The sequence below is a fragment of the Limnospira indica PCC 8005 genome, from assembly GCF_000973065.1.
GTDB classification, from domain to species: Bacteria; Cyanobacteriota; Cyanobacteriia; order Cyanobacteriales; family Microcoleaceae; genus Limnospira; species Limnospira fusiformis.
This window is the reverse complement of sequence record NZ_FO818640.1, coordinates 3,891,048-3,909,722: the sequence shown is the minus strand read 5'-3', so window position 1 is coordinate 3,909,722 and position 18,675 is coordinate 3,891,048. Positions and strand designations below refer to the sequence as shown.

General features: G+C 47.1%; 14 protein-coding genes, 1 pseudogene and 2 CRISPR repeat arrays. Of the genes and pseudogenes, 8 read left to right on the top strand and 7 right to left on the bottom strand.

Translation table 11 applies throughout. From position 1 onward, the window contains the following. Positions 1–4: 4 nt before the first annotated feature. Positions 5–325, bottom strand: a complete 321-nt coding sequence (gene csx18, locus XZ46_RS17150) for a CRISPR-associated protein Csx18 (protein ID WP_008051036.1) — start codon at positions 323–325, stop codon at positions 5–7. A 117-nt stretch (positions 326–442) separates the two neighbouring features. Here csx18 and cas1 point away from each other — a divergent pair, with 117 nt between their 5' ends. Both cas1 and cas2 read left to right on the top strand, forming a co-directional pair. Beyond that, positions 443–1,456 carry a CRISPR-associated endonuclease Cas1 gene (gene cas1 / locus XZ46_RS17145; RefSeq protein ID WP_048895151.1) on the top strand — a complete coding sequence of 338 codons (1,014 nt, stop codon included), beginning with the start codon at positions 443–445 and terminating at the stop codon, positions 1,454–1,456. Between the two features lie 50 nt (positions 1,457–1,506). Beyond that, entirely contained in the window at positions 1,507–1,791 is a 285-nt protein-coding gene (gene cas2, locus XZ46_RS17140) for a CRISPR-associated endonuclease Cas2 (RefSeq protein ID WP_006624641.1), read from the top strand. Positions 1,792–2,122: 331 nt separating this feature from the next. Further along, positions 2,123–2,799: a CRISPR direct-repeat array (repeat unit 37 nt; unit sequence GTCCAACCCTACCAATTCCCCGTCAGGGGACGGAAAC). A gap of 129 nt (positions 2,800–2,928) precedes the next feature. Further along, a CRISPR array of direct repeats spans positions 2,929–5,215; the repeat unit is 37 nt; unit sequence GTCCAACCCTACCAATTCCCCGTCAGGGGACGGAAAC. 109 nt (positions 5,216–5,324) lie between these two features. Here cas2 and XZ46_RS17135 read toward each other — a convergent pair. Together XZ46_RS17135 and recN are read right to left on the bottom strand one after the other, a co-directional pair. After that, entirely contained in the window at positions 5,325–6,221 is an 897-nt protein-coding gene (locus tag XZ46_RS17135) for a hypothetical protein (protein ID WP_006670771.1), read from the bottom strand. A gap of 46 nt (positions 6,222–6,267) precedes the next feature. Next, complete coding sequence (gene recN / locus XZ46_RS17130; RefSeq protein ID WP_006624648.1) at positions 6,268–8,031, bottom strand: DNA repair protein RecN; 1,764 nt, start codon at positions 8,029–8,031, stop codon at positions 6,268–6,270. Between the two features lie 1,063 nt (positions 8,032–9,094). On the opposite strand from recN, the gene XZ46_RS17125 reads away from it, so the two are divergent. From XZ46_RS17125 to XZ46_RS17115, 3 genes are all read left to right on the top strand, one after another. Further along, positions 9,095–10,261: a quinone-dependent dihydroorotate dehydrogenase gene (locus XZ46_RS17125; RefSeq protein ID WP_048895150.1), complete on the top strand. Its 1,167-nt coding sequence runs from the start codon at positions 9,095–9,097 to the stop codon at positions 10,259–10,261. Positions 10,262–10,685: 424 nt separating this feature from the next. Further along, positions 10,686–11,024: a BrnT family toxin gene (locus tag XZ46_RS17120; RefSeq protein ID WP_228116365.1), complete on the top strand. Its 339-nt coding sequence runs from the start codon at positions 10,686–10,688 to the stop codon at positions 11,022–11,024. Then, entirely contained in the window at positions 10,987–11,262 is a 276-nt protein-coding gene (locus XZ46_RS17115) for a BrnA antitoxin family protein (RefSeq protein ID WP_006670774.1), read from the top strand. The genes XZ46_RS17120 and XZ46_RS17115 overlap by 38 nt, the downstream gene beginning before the upstream one ends. 218 nt (positions 11,263–11,480) lie before the next feature. Here the strand turns inward: XZ46_RS17115 and aroB are convergent. Next, a pseudogene (gene aroB / locus XZ46_RS17110) lies at positions 11,481–12,582 on the bottom strand (3-dehydroquinate synthase). Positions 12,583–12,641: 59 nt separating this feature from the next. Here aroB and petL point away from each other — a divergent pair. After that, complete coding sequence (petL, locus tag XZ46_RS34470; protein WP_157883448.1) at positions 12,642–12,791, top strand: cytochrome b6-f complex subunit PetL; 150 nt, start codon at positions 12,642–12,644, stop codon at positions 12,789–12,791. 80 nt (positions 12,792–12,871) lie between these two features. Here the strand turns inward: petL and XZ46_RS17105 are convergent, their stop codons facing one another. The 3 genes from XZ46_RS17105 to XZ46_RS37605 all read right to left on the bottom strand — a co-directional run bounded on the left by XZ46_RS17105 (position 12,872) and on the right by XZ46_RS37605 (position 15,477). Beyond that, complete coding sequence (locus XZ46_RS17105) at positions 12,872–14,089, bottom strand: amino acid ABC transporter permease (RefSeq protein WP_006624655.1); 1,218 nt, start codon at positions 14,087–14,089, stop codon at positions 12,872–12,874. 93 nt (positions 14,090–14,182) lie between these two features. Further along, complete coding sequence (locus XZ46_RS17100) at positions 14,183–15,355, bottom strand: amino acid ABC transporter permease (protein WP_008050339.1); 1,173 nt, start codon at positions 15,353–15,355, stop codon at positions 14,183–14,185. After that, positions 15,352–15,477, bottom strand: a complete 126-nt coding sequence (locus tag XZ46_RS37605; RefSeq protein ID WP_006624657.1) for a hypothetical protein — start codon at positions 15,475–15,477, stop codon at positions 15,352–15,354. Before XZ46_RS37605 ends, XZ46_RS17100 begins: the two co-directional genes overlap by 4 nt. A 387-nt stretch (positions 15,478–15,864) precedes the next feature. Between XZ46_RS37605 and XZ46_RS17095 the strand changes: the two genes are divergently transcribed. Further along, positions 15,865–16,989, top strand: coding sequence for an ABC transporter ATP-binding protein (locus XZ46_RS17095; RefSeq protein ID WP_006670584.1), 1,125 nt, complete (start codon positions 15,865–15,867; stop codon positions 16,987–16,989). Between the two features lie 144 nt (positions 16,990–17,133). After that, positions 17,134–18,645 (top strand): coiled-coil domain-containing protein, encoded by a 1,512-nt coding sequence (locus XZ46_RS17090; protein WP_048895149.1) that lies wholly within the window; start codon positions 17,134–17,136, stop codon positions 18,643–18,645. The last annotated feature ends 30 nt before the right edge of the window (positions 18,646–18,675 follow it).

Genomic DNA, 18,675 nt, shown 5'->3' with positions numbered 1-18,675 from the left:
TGACTCAGCGGCAACCCCAGGGATTTTGATTTGATGATTTCTGGGAGAGAGGGGGGGTGGCGTTGGCGGTTGCACTTGGGGTATACAATTCTGGAGCATCCGACATCAGCATTTCCCAACCATTGCGCGGCGACAGAGATAACATGGGGCGATCGCTAACGATTCCTCCTCCTAGAGAAATCCCGAAAATTAAGACTGTACAAGTGATGACAGTAAATAATCCCAAAGGTGCGATAATTAAGATTACCCAAGTAGCAGCAGCATTAGCGATAGCAACCCCAATACTACGATACCGAATTAGAGTTCTGGCACTAGAACTATTCATGATTTTAGACCCCGATTATAATTTGTACTTTTCACAAAAAATTATAGCATTAATATTCTCAACTTAAAAAACTTGTAACATTTCGTAAAATTCCGAATTTTTGGTAATATTATAACCATGACAACTCTTTACTTAACCGCCCCTCGGACTGTGGTTCGTTATCATAATCAAACCTTAATAATTGAGCAATCCAAAGGTTCCACAACTTGCCGCCTAGCGGAAATTGATTTAGTGGTGATACTTCCCGGCGTTCAGTTAACCGATAGGGCGATCGCCCAACTTCTTGATCGTGGCATCGAAACCATTTTCCTACGCCAAGACGGACGGTTTCGCGGCCGTCTCCAGGGACACTTTCACACCAACCCGACGGTAAGACTCGCCCAATATCGCGCCCTGGACACCACCTTCGGCATGGCTCTGGCCCAAAAGCTAATTTTGGGGAAAGTCCGTAACCAGCGATACCTTCTCCAGCGACGCAACCGAGAAACTCACGGTAAAATCACCCAATTAACTGAAGCGATCGACACGATCGCCTCCTACCTTCCTCGCCTCAAACAGACAGAAACTCCCCTCGATCGCAATGAATTAATGGGAGTTGAGGGGATCTGTGCCCGCATTTATTTTCAAGCCCTGACCCACTGGTTCCCGTCTCAATGGAAGTTCACCGGACGCAACCGCCGCCCACCTAAAGATCCCGTTAATGCCCTGTTGAGTTGGGGTTACGGGGTTTTGTTGGCGCGGGTATTTGCGGCGACTGTTCAGGCGGGGTTCGACCCTTATTTGGGGTTTTTTCATGCGATCGCCCCATTTCGGCCCAATTTGGTACTAGATCTGATGGAGGAATTTCGCCCGGTGGTGGTCGATCGGGTGGCGATCGCTATAGTTAACAGTCGGTTGATTGATCCTAACGATTTTGAACCCGCACCGGGGGAGGAGGAGGGGATCTGGTTGGGACAAACGGCGAAAAAGCTGTACTTGGGACACTTGGAACGCCAACTCCAGGATTCTATTTTATATCCCCCCCAACATCGGAAGCTGAAACTAAGTCAGATCCTTTTGGAGCAGGCGCGATCGCTCGGTCGTTGTCTGGTAGAAACTCGCCTGGACTATGAGGCTTTTATTTTTCGGTGAACTAATCGGTGCATCAGATCCTACTCTCAAGTCTTTAGAAGGATATCATTATGGCGAATTTTTGGTTGGTTTGCTACGACGTGAGGGACGACAAGCGTCGCCAACTTTTGGCGAAGTTGTTGGAACAGCGGTGTCAGCGGGTTCAGTATTCGGTGTTTGAGTGTCCCCTGGAGGAAAAAATTCTGGAGGACTTATTGAATAAGCGGTGGCTAAAGGTTTTGAATTTAGAAAAGGATAGTCTGCGGGCTTATCCCCTCAATCCCTCCACCAAAGCTCAGGTTAAGGTCTACGGGGGACCGCTTCCCTACGAACCACCAGACTTTCTCATTTTGTAAGGGTTGCGATCGTCTCATTTTTCATCACTTTGGGGCTGAAATGCCTTTGAGCCAATGATTTTCAGCAATGTAAAGTTATATTGCATTTTTTAATAATATGGCGCGACGAGGATACAACAGAAACCTGATATAAACTTGAGCTAAAAAAAGAGAAATTTGTTTTTTGGGGGGTTGACAGTCTCGCACAACTCCTGATAATATAAAAACATCGCAAAACAAACGAATTTACTCGCGCCAAACAGGCCTGTAAAGTTTTGTTAAGCACCTTCTACGTGCTCTCGCGCAAACGCACCTTGAAAACCGCATACTGTAAGGTTTCCAAAGGTATAGGGTCCAACCCTACCAATTCCCCGTCAGGGGACGGAAACAGAGGGCGTATATTGATAGCCCTCGCCGCCCAGTCGAACCCGGTAGGTCCAACCCTACCAATTCCCCGTCAGGGGACGGAAACGTCTTCGGAGTTCAGGGGTTTGACCCCCTCATCCTCATCCTCGTCCAACCCTACCAATTCCCCGTCAGGGGACGGAAACATTGGGGCTCCGCTCCCCAGTCGTAGATGTCTTCTAAAATTGTCCAACCCTACCAATTCCCCGTCAGGGGACGGAAACTATTAACAGGGGATGGTTACCCAGTTTGGGAGCGACCCAATGTCCAACCCTACCAATTCCCCGTCAGGGGACGGAAACCGAAGGTCTTGCCGGAGATCTGCCCACTTGTCCCGACGGCGGGTGTCCAACCCTACCAATTCCCCGTCAGGGGACGGAAACTCCACCTTCCCAAAGAGGGTATCTACGTTAAACACCTCCTCGGGTCCAACCCTACCAATTCCCCGTCAGGGGACGGAAACTTGATGCTCCCAAAACTCCAAAAAGTATGCCCAATAAGGCTATCAGGTCCAACCCTACCAATTCCCCGTCAGGGGACGGAAACTTCCTCAGGGCTGAATTTAAATACCCAGCGGGTTTTGAACTGTCCAACCCTACCAATTCCCCGTCAGGGGACGGAAACTCGCTCGCTCTTGCGAGCTATAGTTCTAGCTACCTCTTGCCAGCAAGAGGTGTCCAACCCTACCAATTCCCCGTCAGGTGGGACGGAAACTATTGATTCTAATTGCTTTTTATAATATTCTTTTGTATATGTCCAACCCTACCAATTCCCCGTCAGGGGACGGAAACTTTCAGACCGTTTTTCATCGTACAGCGTTACGTCCTTTCTTCGTCCAACCCTACCAATTCCCCGTCAGGGGACGGAAACTGTTTTTTTTAATTCAATATTAAACTGGTTCGATTCCAGTATAGTCCAACCCTACCAATTCCCCGTCAGGGGACGGAAACTTCCTCCGGTTTTGGAGGTCGAAGGTGCTGGGACCTCGACCTTCGTCCAACCCTACCAATTCCCCGTCAGGGGACGGAAACTTCTATTAATATTATTCTCATTTGTTATTTCCTTTTTTCTTCTGTGTCCAACCCTACCAATTCCCCGTCAGGGGACGGAAACACTCCCTCTTGCTGGGAAGCAACTCGCTTGTTGAACAGGTTGTCCAACCCTACCAATTCCCCGTCAGGGGACGGAAACTGCAACGTTACGACAACAACGGTCTGGAGTTGGTCATCGAGTCCAACCCTACCAATTCCCCGTCAGGGGACGGAAACCTGTTACGATCGCAGCGCCGATTACGGCAGCGATCACTGCTGTTAAGTCCAACCCTACCAATTCCCCGTCAGGGGACGGAAACTCTCGCGGATATATGATCCGAACTTATCAGCAAGAAGAGATTCTTGGTCCAACCCTACCAATTCCCCGTCAGGGGACGGAAACTGGGTATTATAAGGCAATTCGACATAGAAGGAGCCCCCTTCTTCAATTGTCCAACCCTACCAATTCCCCGTCAGGGGACGGAAACGGAGCCCTCTTCCGAGTAATTGTTAAACCCCCATTGGTCCCGAGTCCAACCCTACCAATTCCCCGTCAGGGGACGGAAACCTCGACAGTGGCTTCTTCCTGCAGCCACTTGCCGTACTGCTTGTCCAACCCTACCAATTCCCCGTCAGGGGACGGAAACGCTGTACACATCCCAGTTCTGCCGTATGTTGAGATGCAACACTTGTCCAACCCTACCAATTCCCCGTCAGGGGACGGAAACCCGAGCCCACTAAACAAGTCGCAAGACTTAAACACGGTCGGGTGCGTGTCCAACCCTACCAATTCCCCGTCAGGGGACGGAAACCTAATTATTCCATAACGCAAAAATGCGAAAAACAAGAGTCCAAGTCCAACCCTACCAATTCCCCGTCAGGGGACGGAAACAATTGTTTTATCACTTCTTTTTGTTTTTTAACTCAATATAAAGTCCAACCCTACCAATTCCCCGTCAGGGGACGGAAACCCGAGCCCACTAAACAAGTCGCAAGACTTAAACACGGTCGGGTGCGTGTCCAACCCTACCAATTCCCCGTCAGGGGACGGAAACCTAATTATTCCATAACGCAAAAATGCGAAAAACAAGAGTCCAAGTCCAACCCTACCAATTCCCCGTCAGGGGACGGAAACAATTGTTTTATCACTTCTTTTTGTTTTTTAACTCAATATAAAGTCCAACCCTACCAATTCCCCGTCAGGGGACGGAAACAGAGGTGGTTGGCGATCACATTAGAATCCTTCCGGAAATCGAGTCCAACCCTACCAATTCCCCGTCAGGGGACGGAAACCCAAACTGTGCATCGATAAGATGCCAGTGACCAACTCCCCCCGTCCAACCCTACCAATTCCCCGTCAGGGGACGGAAACTATAAGTATAACATTAATATTTGTTCTTTTTAAAGAATTGTCCAACCCTACCAATTCCCCGTCAGGGGACGGAAACATGAGGCGCCACGCGATGGCACACGTCTGTAGCGAGGTTTGAAGTCCAACCCTACCAATTCCCCGTCAGGGGACGGAAACCAAAATTGTTCAACAGGGATAGCCTCTTGGGGCGATGCCCTGCGTCCAAGTCCAACCCTACCAATTCCCCGTCAGGGGACGGAAACCGTCTCTCGCTCGTCATAAACCCCAGTTACTAGGAAGAATTTATCTTCCTCGTCCAACCCTACCAATTCCCCGTCAGGGGACGGAAACATGCTGGTATAGCACCGGCAGGTCATGTTCGTATGCCAACCTTGGTCCAACCCTACCAATTCCCCGTCAGGGGACGGAAACGCTGTCGATGTACAGACTATTTTCTGTGAATAACCGAGGGTCCAACCCTACCAATTCCCCGTCAGGGGACGGAAACAAGCAAGTTGTTCGTAATAGCATACCGCTTTTCGGCTCCTGTCCAGGTCCAACCCTACCAATTCCCCGTCAGGGGACGGAAACTAAGCGATCGCCCTCCATTTTGGCGTCAGTGTCCAACCCGACCAATTCCCCACCAGGGGACGGAAACCGGCGATAAAACCGAGTGGTCAAAAAAAAAAGCGCCAATGGTGAAGTCTTGTTAATCAAAGTGTGGGGGGGGTTGGGAAACCGTGTGAGGAGAAGATATTTCCCATCAATTAACCTTCCACTTCCTGATTAGTTGGTTGGGGGGAATTTCCTAACCTCACCTGCTTACCAATGAGACTTAAAAAAGTCGAACCAAAATGCTGAATTTCCAGAAAGTTAGCATAAGCAGGCGCCGGTTTATAAATCCTAAAACTCTTCATAATTCCCAGCGTCGCCGCGCTTTCCAGGGGACCCACAAAACTACTATCGCGGTCTAAAAAATAAGGCTGTTTTACCCAATGTTCCATCTGGTTATTATTCAGGAAATAACAGCCAGCGTGGGGGTTTAAGCTGCGATTAAATTGAATGGGTTGTTCCATCACTTTACCCACCAATTGGGGGCGATCGCGTATATTTTGAAACTTCGCGGTTACATGGGGTAATAAATCCCCATCCACATAGGCTTTATTAATCGGTCCGTAGGGGGATACCTCATAACGATTAGGTTGCAAAAGGCAATCATCCCCCCCATAAGCATTAAACCAAGCCAACTTGACAAAAAACCAGGGGTCATGGAGAATTAAATCATCCTCCATATAACAATAATAATCATACTTTCCCAGAGCATCTCGCAGCAAGGCTTGACACTCAAACCCCAATTTCATCGGTTCCGCTTCCGTGGGACAATGGCGGTAAAACCGAGGGGGAAGTTGCAGTTGATTAAGCAGGTGACAGTCCTGGGTCGTACAAAGGAGAATATCAAGTATATTATCCTGGGCGTTATTAACCCCAAAAGCCTCACATTTCCCAATATCAATAATACATTGGCGTTGGTCATAGAGGGCGCGCAATGCGGTTAAACTCATGGTTAGTCCAATTAACCTTGGTCGCGGATCCTTACTCAGAGACCCGTGGGTAGCGTCTCCCTGGGAGTTAAAAAAGTGGGGAATAGTAACTAAAATTCGCATGGCGCGGGTTGACAATAAGTTAAACTGCTAGAATCTAGGGAGTCTCTCAAACGGCTTGAGTCTGTGTCAAAGGCGGTGTCCTGGCTTGACGGAGGGTAGCGGCTTGGGTTAGTAATGACTCCGCAAAGGCGATCGCCTCTTGAACCGATCGCCCACTAGCCAACTGAGCCAATTCTTCCCGCCGCCCGGGAGTATCCAGGACCGTTACCCGCACCACCGTCCGCTGTTTAACCGCCTCCTCCGTATCCTGGGGAGAGTTACCAATAACCACCTTCGCCACCCGAAAATGATGATCCGCCATAGCCGCCACCAGAGGTTGATGAGTGACACACAGAACCTGATGACAATGACTAAGCTGGTATAATTTTTGAGCGATCGCCGTAGCCACCCGTCCCGACACCCCCACATCAATTTCATCAAAAACCAAAGTTCCCGACCCCTCAATTTGGGAAAAGCAGGCTTTCAGGGCTAACAGAAACCGACTCATTTCCCCCCCAGAAGCCGTCTCACTCAAAGGTTTAATCGGTTCACCGGGATTAGGACTCAAACAGAATTGTATCTGGTCAGCGCCCATTGGTGACGGGGAAGTGGGGGTAATTTGCACCTGAAACCGGACACTATCCATAGCCAAAGGCTGCAACTCGGCGATCAGATGAGTTTCCAGACCACGGGCGATTTTTTCACGTTCCCCCCTGAGAAGGTCGCAGACTTGTTTAAGTTTCCCCTGCGCCTCAAAATAAGCCTTCTCCAGAGTTTCCAGGGAATTTTCCCCATCCTCCAGTTGCGCCAACTCCTGCTCAATGGCATTATAATAATCCATCACCTCACGGAGAGTCTGACCATATTTCCGACAAATCTGTTTGAGGTCAGCAATGCGGTCTTCCACCTCCTGGAGTCTTTCCGGGTCCGACTCCAACTGTTCACCATAGCGCCCTATTTGCTGTCCCGCTTCCGTCACTTGTGCTAAAGCATCTTCCACCATAGCCAAAATAGGTTGCAGTTGGGAGTCATATTCCACCAAGTCCCGCAAAACCATTTCCGCCTGACTCAACAGATCCGCCGCCGCCAATTCTCCCTTATCATTCTGATAGAGGGCTTGACAAATGCCATAACTTTGGTGCTGCAACTCCACCACATGACTGAGGCGCTGTTGTTCCTGTTGTAGAGCCTCCAACTCCCCGGCATCGGTCAGATTAGCATTTTGCAGTTCCCTAATTTGATATTGCAATAAATCTATACGCTGTAGCCGTTGCTGGGAGTCTTGGCGGCGTTTTTGTAGGGCGTTTTGCACCTCCCTAGCGCGCATATAAGCCTCCCCAACCCTTTCGCGCAACCGGAGAGTATTACTTCCCCCATACAAGTCTAACCATTCCCGTTGTAGCGCCGGTTTCCCCAACTGTACCGTCTGACCTTGGGCGGTAATTTCCACAAAGCGATCGCGCAGACGGTCTATAATTCCACGACCGACCAGAATGCCATTTAATCGGGATCTACTGCGAAACTTATCCTGATTTACCACCAATTCCCGACAACAGACTACCAGGGAACCATCTACCAGGTCAATTTCCTGTTGTCGAAACCAGTCAATCAAACCAGGGTCTACCTCAAAGCAAGCCTCCAAAATAGAGCGATCGCAACCTGTACGAATACTACGGCGATCGACCTTTCCCCCCAAGACGGCATCAACTGCATCCAAAATAATCGACTTACCCGCCCCAGTTTCCCCGGTAAACACATTCAACCCCGGTCCGAATTCCAGGTCCAGGTGGTCAATTAAGGCAAAATTTTCGATCCGCAGTGATATCAACATATACAGCCTGTTCAGAAATCATCTGATCACATCTCAAAGTCCCTTCTCAAAGTCCCTCTCCAGCCTGTTCAGAAATCATCTGATCACGTCTCAAGGTCCCTCTCCAGCCTGTTCAGAAATCATCTGATCACGTCTCAAAGTCCCTTCTCAAAGTCCCTCTCCAGCCTGTTCAGAAATCATCTGATCACGTCTCAAAGTCCCTTCTCAAAGTCCCTCTCCAGCCTGTTCAGAAATCATCTGATCACGTCTCAAAGTCCCTTCTCAAAGTCCCTCTCCAGCCTGTTCAGAAATCATCTGATCACGTCTCAAAGTCCCTTCTCAAAGTCCCTCTCCAGCCTGTTCAGAAATCATCTGATCACGTCTCAAAGTCCCTTCTCAAAGTCCCTCTCCAGCCTGTTCAGAAATCATCTGATCACGTCTCAAAGTCCCTTCTCAAAGTCCCTCTCCAGCCTGTTCAGAAATCATCTGATCACGTCTCAAAGTCCCTTCTCAAAGTCCCTCTCCAGCCTGTTCAGAAATCATCTGATCACGTCTCAAGGTCCCTCTCCAGCCTGTTCAGAAATCATCTGATCACGTCTCAAAGTCCCTTCTCAAAGTCCCTCTCCAGCCTGTTCAGAAATCATCTGATCACGTCTCAAAGTCCCTTCTCAAAGTCCCTCTCCAGCCTGTTCAGAAATCATCTGATCACGTCTCAAAGTCCCTTCTCAAAGTCCCTCTCCAGCCTGTTCAGAAATCATCTGATCACGTCTCAAAGTCCCTTCTCAAAGTCCCTCTCCAGCCTGTTCAGAAATCATCTGATCACGTCTCAAAGTCCCTTCTCAAAGTCCCTCTCCCTCTTTGGGAGAGGGATTTAGGGTGAGGGCAATGTATTAAGCGATTGGTGAACAAGCTGTAGTCGATAGTAGCAAATTGTGCATCATCAACCCGTACCAGTTCCCTCAACCCGATTGGTTCCCGACTCCGTTTAAAATCATATACCAACAGAGGTTGAATTTCTGTCGCCGATGCACTAAATTTTAGCCATGTGGGTGATTGTCGTCAATGAGGGGGGGGTAGTAGTAGCTTGGATCTGTATCAATCTCTGCTGAAACCGATTTTATTTAAAGGCCTGAAAGTCGATCCAGAGTGGGCGCATCATCAAACCTTGGAACTTCTCCATTGGATAGACACCCACAAATCAAATCTCCCCCTATCCTGGCTAGAATCGCAACTACAGCCCCGATTCAGCCTAGTTGACCCCCGACTCCAGCAAACCATGTGGGGGCTAAATTTCATCAATCCCGTGGGGTTAGCCGCTGGTTTTGATAAAGACGGCGTGGCGGCGGGGTTATGGGGAAGTTTTGGCTTTGGGTTCACCGAATTAGGCACAGTGACCTTACACCCGCAACCCGGAAACCCGCGCCCGCGTTTGTTTCGGCTACTAGAAGATGAAGCAGTTTTAAATCGTATGGGGTTTAATAACCAAGGCGCTGCCACCCTAGCCCACCGTTTACAGAATTATACTCCTTCTAGCCTCGGTCCGACAATACCCCTAGGCATCAACCTAGGAAAATCGAAAATCACCCCCCTACAGGAAGCAGCCAGCGACTATCTTGGGAGTTTTCAGCTATTGCGAGACCTAGGTGATTACTTTGTAGTGAATGTGTCGTCACCGAATACACCAGGTTTGCGATCGCTACAAGGAAGCACAGAACTCAATGAAATCCTAACAGTTTTACAACAGGAAAACATAGCAGCATCGAAGCCCCTATTCATCAAAATCGCCCCCGATCTAGAATGGAAAGCGATCGATGATATAATAGAACTAGCCCGAACCCATAACCTAGCGGGTATAATTGCCACCAACACCACCATTAGTCGGGACAACCTAAAAACCCAATGGTTACCCCAAACCGGAAACCCGATAACTTCCGAAGCCGGAGGAATTAGTGGCGCACCCCTAAGGGAAAGGTCTACCGCCGTCATTCGCCATATATGGGAACAAACCAACGGTGAAATTCCCATCATTGGCGTTGGTGGCATTTTCACCGCCGAGGACGCTTGGGAAAAAATCACGGCTGGGGCTTGTCTCCTCCAAGTATACACCGGATGGGTTTACGAAGGTCCTCTCATGGTACATCGTCTTCTAACGGGACTCCTACAAAAACTAGAACACCACGGACTCAACCACATTTCCCAAGCCATAGGCGTGGCGGGTTCCAGAGTCAACCACATTTCCGATATTCCGTAGGGGCGCGCCTCCAGAGTCAACCAAATTTCCGATATTGTGTAGGGGCGGGTTCCACAGTCAACCACATTTCCCAGCAGTAAGATTAATAAACCCGCCCCCCTCCACAGTCAACCACATTTCCCAGCAGTAAGATTAATAAACCCGCCCCCCTCCAGAGTCAACCACATTTCCGATATTCCGTAGGGGCGCGCCTCCGCAGTCAACCACATTTCCGATATTGTGTAGGGGCGGGTTCCACAGTCAACCACATTTCCCAGCAGTAAGATTAATAAACCCGCCCCCCTCCGCAGTCAACCAAATTTCCCAGCAGTAAGATTAATAAACCCGCCCCCCTCCACGGTCAACCCAACGCCACCATCTCTCCATCATGTTGGGTTTCACCCAACCTACATGGGTTTTGGGAAGTAAGAGAAAATTACCACCGTTGATTCTGTTAATATTAATTTTTTGGGAAAATTTAGTTACAATATGTAGTAACAGTCAAGGCATGGAATTTGAATGGGATGAAACTAAACGTCTGACGAACCTCCGCAAACATGGCATTAATTTTATTGATGTTCCCCTTGTTTTTGATGGAGATATCGTAACCTTTGAAGATGACCGATTCAATTATGGAGAGCAGAGGTTTGTGACTTTGGGTTTGTTGCAAGGGCGAGTGGTCGCTATTGTCCATACAGAACAAGAAAAATGTATTCGGATTATTTCTGCGAGAAAAGCTACTAAATATGAACAACAAATTTACTTCGAGCAACTCTCAAACTGACTGGAACCGCCTAGACCGGATGACTGATGAAGAAATTGATTTTTCTGATTGTCCTGAAATTACGCCAGAAATGGTTACTAAAGCAGTAGTTAGGCGAGGTTCACCTAATTATCAGACCAAAACACAAGTGACTTTAAGTATTGATAGTGATGTTTTAGACTGGTTTAAATCGCAAGGTCAGAGTTATCAGACTGAGATTAATCGTTTACTGCGATCGCATATGGAAGCCCAGCAATAGCCTTTTTTCCCAATTTGAGTAGGTTGGGTGGAGGTACGAAACCCAACGCCACCGTCTCTCCATCATGTTGGGTTTCACCCAACCTACATGGCTGGGGTTTTGGCAAGTAGTCAACCACATTTCCCAGCAGTAAGATTAATAAACCCGCCCCCCTCCACAGTCAACCCAACGCCACCATCTCTCCATCATGTTGGGTTTCACCCAACCTACTAAAATTATTAATTGTTAATTGTGGCTAATACATCAGCAATAGTCTGGGAAGGGACTCGATCGCTAATAGTTACTGTGCCAATTTCCCTGGGGAGAATAAAGCGGACTTGACCATCTTTCACCTTCTTATCAGTTTGTAGGATGTCGATGATTTCATCAATCTTTAATCCTTGGGGAAGATGAATAGGTAAACCTGCCTTTTTAATCAGTAATTCCTGGCGGCGATCGCCATCATTTCCCCATAATTGCATCTTCACCGCAATTTGACTAGCAGCAACCATCCCAATAGCCACCGCTTCCCCGTGTACCAATTCCAAGTATCCGGTCAGACTCTCCACCGCATGACCGATAGTATGACCATAATTCAAAATCGCCCTCAGTCCCGATTCCTTTTCATCCTTGCTAACCACATCAGCCTTACTTTGACAGGAACGAACTATAATTTCGGTGAGTAGTTCCCCGGTCAAATCATCAATGCTATGGAGGTTATCTGCCTCTTCTAGGCGTTCAAATAACTGTTTATCCCAAATCACCCCATATTTAATCACCTCCGCCATTCCCGCCCGAAATTCTCGTGCTGGTAGAGTGAGTTGTCAAAACCTGGGGATCTATCACGACTAAACGGGGTTGATGAAAAGCGCCAATCAAGTTTTTACCCTGGGGATGATTTACCCCTGTTTTCCCACCAATAGAAGCATCCACCATAGCCAGTAGAGAGGTGGGAACCTGTACAACATTAATTCCCCGCAGCCAGGTAGCAGCAGCAAACCCGGTCATATCTCCAATTACTCCCCCCCCTAAAGCGATCATAGTGGAACTACGTTCTAGGCGGTGTTCTAGGGCGCTATTATAGATAGATTGGACGGTGGAGAGTGTTTTATACTGTTCTCCAGCGGGAAGGACTACTGAGGAAACCTGAAAGCCAGCATTCTCCATTGAGGCGATCGCCCTTTGTCCGTAGTGTGCAAAAATTTCCGGGTTAGATACCAATAGGGCTTTTTTTCCTAACTTCAGGGAAGACACCAAAGACCCCAAGCGGTCTAAATTCCCCGCCGCCACAGAAATATCATAGGACATTGGCCCCAAATTCACCCGAATGACAGACGACATGATGGCTTCCTCGCAAATTCCGCTAATTTCCCATAGAAGGCTATATTCTAGCGCAGGTCGTGTTTCAATGGAAGATGCAAAAGTTGACTTATCGGGAGATATTGACGATGACCATTGATGGTGCGATCGCTTATGCTTTACTCTATGTAGTAGCTATCGGCGCTGCGGCTGGCATTATGTTCACCCTGCGACTGGTAAAACTGATCTAAATAGTCTCATAGGCTAATTATGCTGTATCTGCGAACTTAATCTGATTCGCCGATGCAGCATTAATCTATAATTGGGGAAATTAGCGATTTTCGGTATTGAGTTGTTTCTCCAATTTCCGACTGGCTAAAGACATTAAATAGCAGAATAGCCAGTAGAGAACACCCAGGAATAGATAAACCTCCGCATAGCGTCCCAAAAATTGAGGGTTAGCTAAAATTGAACGGCTGATCCCTAGCAATTCTACCAGTCCGACTATGGCTAATAGGGTGGTGTCTTGAAACAGGCTAATAAACTGACCGACAATGGAGGGGATGGAGATTTTTAGGGCTTGCGGTAAGATAATTAAAACCATAGTTAAGGCTGGATTTAGACCTAGGGCTTTAGCGGCTTCATATTGACCCCTGGGGATAGCTTGTAGTCCGCCTCGGACGTTTTCTGCTAGGTAGGCTGAACTAAACATGGTTAAACCTACGATCGCCCTCAAAATGCGATCGGGTCGCATTCCTTCTGGTAAAAATAGGGGGAGAAGAATTTGACCCATAAACAGAATGGTAATTAGGGGTAAGCCTCTGATAATTTCAATATAGGCGATGGATAATCCTCTAATTACTGGTAAATCGCTTTGTCTACCTAAAGCTAATAAAACACCGATGGGAAAACATAGTAAAATGCTAATTACTGACATCAGCAAGGTTAGCATTAATCCTCCCCATAGGTCGGTGGAAACTCCCCTTAATCCTAAGCCGCCACCTATTAACCACAGGCTGATAATTAATAGCACAAACCAAGAAAAAGGCAGCCATTTTCCCAGTAGAGGTTTCCGGCTGCCAATTTGTCGCCCTCCCCAACTGCTAAATACAAAGACAAATAATAGGGCGATCGCTATGATACGATAAGATATGGCAGTTGGTAATAAAGCCATTAACATGGCGACGACACTCAGGAAAATGACAATATTTTGGCTGAAGAGGATGGTTTGGCGGCGGGCTAAAAATCCCCAGGTCAGACCTGATAAAATGCTAACTATTCCCAACAATAACCACAAGCGCCAATATTGATCACTGGGAAACCGACCGACCATAAATAGGTGCAAATTGGCGGGGATTACTTCCCATTGGGCGACTAATCTCGCCCAGGATACAAACCCTACTAACATCCACAGTAGGAAACTGGCGATCGCTATGGTAACTAACCCATTATACCAGGTATTAAACAGGTTATCACGCAGCCATTGGGGAAAGTCTGTTGACTGGGAAGGGGCTTGACGGTTTAAGGTGGGTTCAGGATTTGCTGTCATTTTTAGAATAGGTAATTCTTAACTGTGATGGTAGGGAAGGTTGGGGATTTTGATATTTGCTAAAAACTCCCTGTTAGTCACGGTTGACTGTAGTTATCTTTCCTGAAGTTGAACCCGGCGATTAAGGAAGTTCATAAATAGGGAAATAATCAGGTTGATGGTTAGATAGGTTGCCATAATAATTAGCATGACCTCTACCGCCCTCCCACTCTGGTTAAAGGTGGTGTTAGCAACATTATAAAGGTCAGCGTAGGCTACAGCGATCGCTAAACTGGAATTTTTCGCCAAGTTCAAATATTGACTATTGAGAGGAGGAATAATCACCCGCAAAGCCTGGGGAAACACGACCAGACGCATGACTAAACCTGATTTTAACCCTAGGGATCTGGCGGCTTCCCATTGTCCTTTGGCTACAGATTGAATCCCGGCGCGGACAATTTCGGCAATATAAGCAGCAGTATAAAATACTAACCCCACTAACAAAGCACTAAATTCAATAGTTAGCCTGAGACCACCTCGTAAAATGGGATTGTTTTCGCTTCCGATAATGGCGGGAACTTCCCAACCAAAGCCAAACAGGATGATTAACAACGACACTAGGGCGATGATACCTAGGGCGATTAATTGGGGTTGACCAGAAACCCCCTTTTCTACCATAATTTTAGTGCGTTGTTTCCAAATTACAAAAGAGGCGATCGCTGCTATTGCCAAAAACCCTAACCATACCCAGATTAGAGAACTAGATGGCCAAGGAATAAAAATCCCCCGCTGAGTTAGGAAAATGGCATTAAAAACCCCCAGGCGATCTCTCACTGGGGGTAGTTGCAGAAATATCCCATACCAGAATAGCAGTTGTAGCAGTAGGGGGGTATTCCTGACTATTTCTACATATACTAACCCAATTTGACGCACTAGCCAGTTACCGGAAAAATAGGAAATTCCCGCAACAATTCCTACAATGGTCGTCAGGATAATCCCAAAAAACATCACTCGCAGCGTGTTCACTAAACCCGCTAGGAGAACCTGTCTATAGGGATCCGTCGGTTGGTAGGGGATGATACTTTCACCGATCGCAAATCCGGCGGTACTATTTAAAAATCCGAACCCGAACCTAATTCCGCTTCTTTGTAGGTTCTGATTCAGGTTAATGGTAAATATGCTAATAATCGCGATCACAATTACTAGGATGATTACCTGGAAGGCGATTTTCCAGAAGCGATCGTCTCGCCAAAGGGGGATTTTCGGTTGATTTGGATTCGTTGTCATTTTCCCTGATTTGTGATTTTGGGTGCGGTATTTTCAGCATAATTAACTACTGCTAAAATAGCCGTACAAATTGCTACTAATTGACCACTGATTTTCCCAATTTTATTGAGAGTCTTTATCATTAGTTAATATTCTTGCCCACAATAACTGGGATGATCATAGTACAAAATTAGCCCATGTAGTCAACTGGCAATCAACCAGGAAAACCCGATAAATAGCCGCGCCACCACCGCCAGAGGGGTTGAAAGTCCCATATATACCCGCAACCGCGCCTAACCAGGAGTGGGAAGCGGGCTGATATTGTCTCATCTTACTACCGCGCCATGTTCAACCGCAATCACTTTTGGCGGCTGACTCGGGAAAATCCCCATCTGGGAAAATTCCATAAAACTTAACACCAACTTAGTGAGAATCTATACGAATAATGTCCTATGATGGTAGGGGGTATTGATTGGAAAGTTTATCAATAAACCCGGCACACAGTTAAAGGAAGGTTAACAAAACTAACGATGTCTGAGTCTGCTATCTTGGATATGGTAGGGATCTCAAAGCAGTATCCCAACACTTACACCCCCGCCGTCGAGGATATAAGCATAACCTTGAACCAGGGAGATATTCTGAGTCTACTGGGTCCGTCTGGATGTGGTAAAACTACTCTGTTGCGGATAATTGCAGGGTTTGAACAGCCAGATAGGGGAGTGGTAGAGATTGCGGGACAGGTGGTTTCTGGGTTAAAACAGTGGGTTCCCCCAGAACGTCGGGGGGTGGGTATGGTGTTCCAGAATTATGCCTTGTTTCCTCACCTGACAGTAGCCAAAAATATTGCTTTTGGTTTGGAAACTCTCCGCCAAAAATCCCCCAAACAACTACAGTTGCGAGTGGCGGAAGTGTTAGAATTGGTGGGGTTGTCGGGATATGCCGATCGCTATCCCCATGAAATCTCTGGGGGACAACAGCAACGGGTGGCTTTAGCACGAGCCTTGGCCCCTAATCCGGCGTTGGTATTATTGGATGAACCCCTGAGTAATTTAGATGTACAAGTGCGGCTGAAATTGCGCCAGGAATTGCGGGAAATTCTGAAAGCAGCACGAGCATCAGCGGTGTTTGTTACCCATGACCAAGAAGAGGCTTTATCAATTTCTGACTGGGTGGCGGTAATGCGCCATGGACATTTGGAACAGTGGGGGACTCCAGAGGAAATTTACCTAGAACCGGCTTCTCGGTTTGTGGCGGAGTTTGTTACCCAGGCTAATTTTATCCCAGCACAGCGCCGGGGGAATTTGTGGGAAACTGAGGTGGGCTGTTTTGCGATCGCCTCTAACTTGGATTTAGATGATGATTCCGATATCACTGAAAAAGCAGATTTGATGGTGCGCCAAGAAGATTTTATCCTCAAACCTGACGAAACGGCTTCGGTGGTGATTCGCGATCGCCAGTTTTTGGGTCGCGAACTTCATTATTGTTTACAGGTTCCTTCTGGAGGTGAACTGATTGCTCGTACTCCCTTCGGAGGGGGATCGCTTCCTGTCGGTATGCGAGTACAGGTGATGTTTCCTCAAGACTCCGTGCGCGTGTTTCCCTCTGTTTCTGGCTCTGGAACTCCCAGATCAGCTTATGTATCGGCTCCCCATTAAGGTAGTCCCCCCCGAATTTTGCTTTACAAAACTTTAAATTTTTCCGGTTCTGATCACAAAGATTAACCAAATGTTGAATTGTGATCAGTTTTTGGTAAGATCTGGTTAGAGCAGCTAAGTTGTAGAACGGCTGAGGAGGGGGTAATGCCAAGAAAGAAAAAACGGGGAGTCACGACTTTGTATTCAGAAACTAAGGTAAAAATAGGGGTGTCGCTAACACCCACAGGAGCGAAATTATTAAGCACAACTGCTAAAGAGTTGGGTCTGTCGCGTTCGGAATTTGTCGAACGTATTGCTAGGGGTGACTTTAAGATCTCTATGGATGAAGAAGGCACAACTATTAGCCTGGCTAACACTAATACACAAACAGAAGTTGATGATCAATCCGATGATAGCCCGGCTATTACCGCCGAATTAGAAAAGCGATCGGCTGAATATGATCAACTTCAGCAGGAATACGAAACCCTGCAAAAACAAGTTATAGAACAGGCGAATACTATCGCTGAACTAGAACAAAAACTAGGTCATTTCCCAGAATTACAAGCGCAACTTGAAAATAGTGTTCCGGCTAAGGAATATCATCACGTTCAGCAAGAACTCCAACAACATAAAGACTCAATTACTGACCTGAAAAAACAGCTTAAACGGATTGGAGAACTTGAGAGTAAACTGGCGAACACGGTTTCTCTGGAAGACCACGAAGCGCTGAAACAGCAAAATCAGGAAACTCTTAATCAACTCCAAAGCCAACTGGGTGACTCTCAGAAGCTACAACAGCAATTGGAACAGCAGAAATCTACTGTGGCTGATTTGCAATCACAGTTAAAACAAACCGTGACGGCTGAGGTTCACCAAAAGCTACAACAGCAATTGGAACAGCAGAAATCTACTGTGGCTGATTTGCAATCACAGTTAAAACAAACGGTGACGGCTGAGGTTCACCAAAAGCTACAACAGCAATTAGAACAGCAGAAATCTACTGTGGCTGATTTGCAATCACAGTTAAAACAAACGGTGACGGCTGAGGTTCACCAAAAGCTACAACAGCAATTGGAACAGCAGAAATCTACTGTGGCTGATTGGCAATCACAGTTAAAACAAACGGTGGCGGCTGAGGTTCACCAAAAGCTACAACAGCAATTGGAACAGCATAAATCTACTGTGGCTGATTTGCAATCACAGTTATCTGCAAGTGTTTCCATGGACACCTACCAGAAACTCGAACAGGAAGCAGAACAACACAAAAACCTGATTAATCAGTTACAAGAACAGTTAGAAAATCGACAAACAGAAATAGCCGAGGTTCGGCAAAAACTTACTCGGATTGCGGAACTGGAAGCTATGATATCACAAACTGTTCCGGCGGATAAGTATAGCGCTTTACAAATACAATCAGAACATCAGCGCTATATGGTTGAAACCATGAAAAAACAGTTGTGGGATTTGGTAAGTTCAGACCATAACCTAGAGTTTGGAGAACTGGAAACTGTTGATGGTCTGGTTAAATGCTGTGGGCTGGTTAGGCAAAAATTAGAGTCACAGGCGCGGGCGATTTCGGCTTTGCAACAAAGAACTCAGGAGTTGCAGAGTTTGGCAATGTTGGCTGAGTCTCATTTGAATAAGTGGAGTAACCGCATTTTTTCTAAGACTTATTAATGGCTGCTGTGGGTTTCTCTATTGGTTAAT

What these genes read in the sequence shown, in the direction of transcription:
- csx18 (WP_008051036.1), bottom strand. Translation starts at nt 325, where the DNA reads ATGAATAGTTCTAGTGCCAGAACTCTAATTCGGTATCGTAGTATTGGG.
- XZ46_RS17095 (WP_006670584.1), top strand. Translation starts at nt 15,865, where the DNA reads ATGTCTGAGTCTGCTATCTTGGATATGGTAGGGATCTCAAAGCAGTAT.
- XZ46_RS17135 (WP_006670771.1), bottom strand. Translation starts at nt 6,221, where the DNA reads ATGCGAATTTTAGTTACTATTCCCCACTTTTTTAACTCCCAGGGAGAC.
- XZ46_RS17100 (WP_008050339.1), bottom strand. Translation starts at nt 15,355, where the DNA reads ATGACAACGAATCCAAATCAACCGAAAATCCCCCTTTGGCGAGACGAT.
- XZ46_RS17090 (WP_048895149.1), top strand. Translation starts at nt 17,134, where the DNA reads ATGCCAAGAAAGAAAAAACGGGGAGTCACGACTTTGTATTCAGAAACT.
- cas1 (WP_048895151.1), top strand. Translation starts at nt 443, where the DNA reads ATGACAACTCTTTACTTAACCGCCCCTCGGACTGTGGTTCGTTATCAT.
- cas2 (WP_006624641.1), top strand. Translation starts at nt 1,507, where the DNA reads ATGGCGAATTTTTGGTTGGTTTGCTACGACGTGAGGGACGACAAGCGT.
- XZ46_RS17105 (WP_006624655.1), bottom strand. Translation starts at nt 14,089, where the DNA reads ATGACAGCAAATCCTGAACCCACCTTAAACCGTCAAGCCCCTTCCCAG.
- XZ46_RS17115 (WP_006670774.1), top strand. Translation starts at nt 10,987, where the DNA reads ATGAACAACAAATTTACTTCGAGCAACTCTCAAACTGACTGGAACCGC.
- recN (WP_006624648.1), bottom strand. Translation starts at nt 8,031, where the DNA reads ATGTTGATATCACTGCGGATCGAAAATTTTGCCTTAATTGACCACCTG.
- XZ46_RS37605 (WP_006624657.1), bottom strand. Translation starts at nt 15,477, where the DNA reads ATGATAAAGACTCTCAATAAAATTGGGAAAATCAGTGGTCAATTAGTA.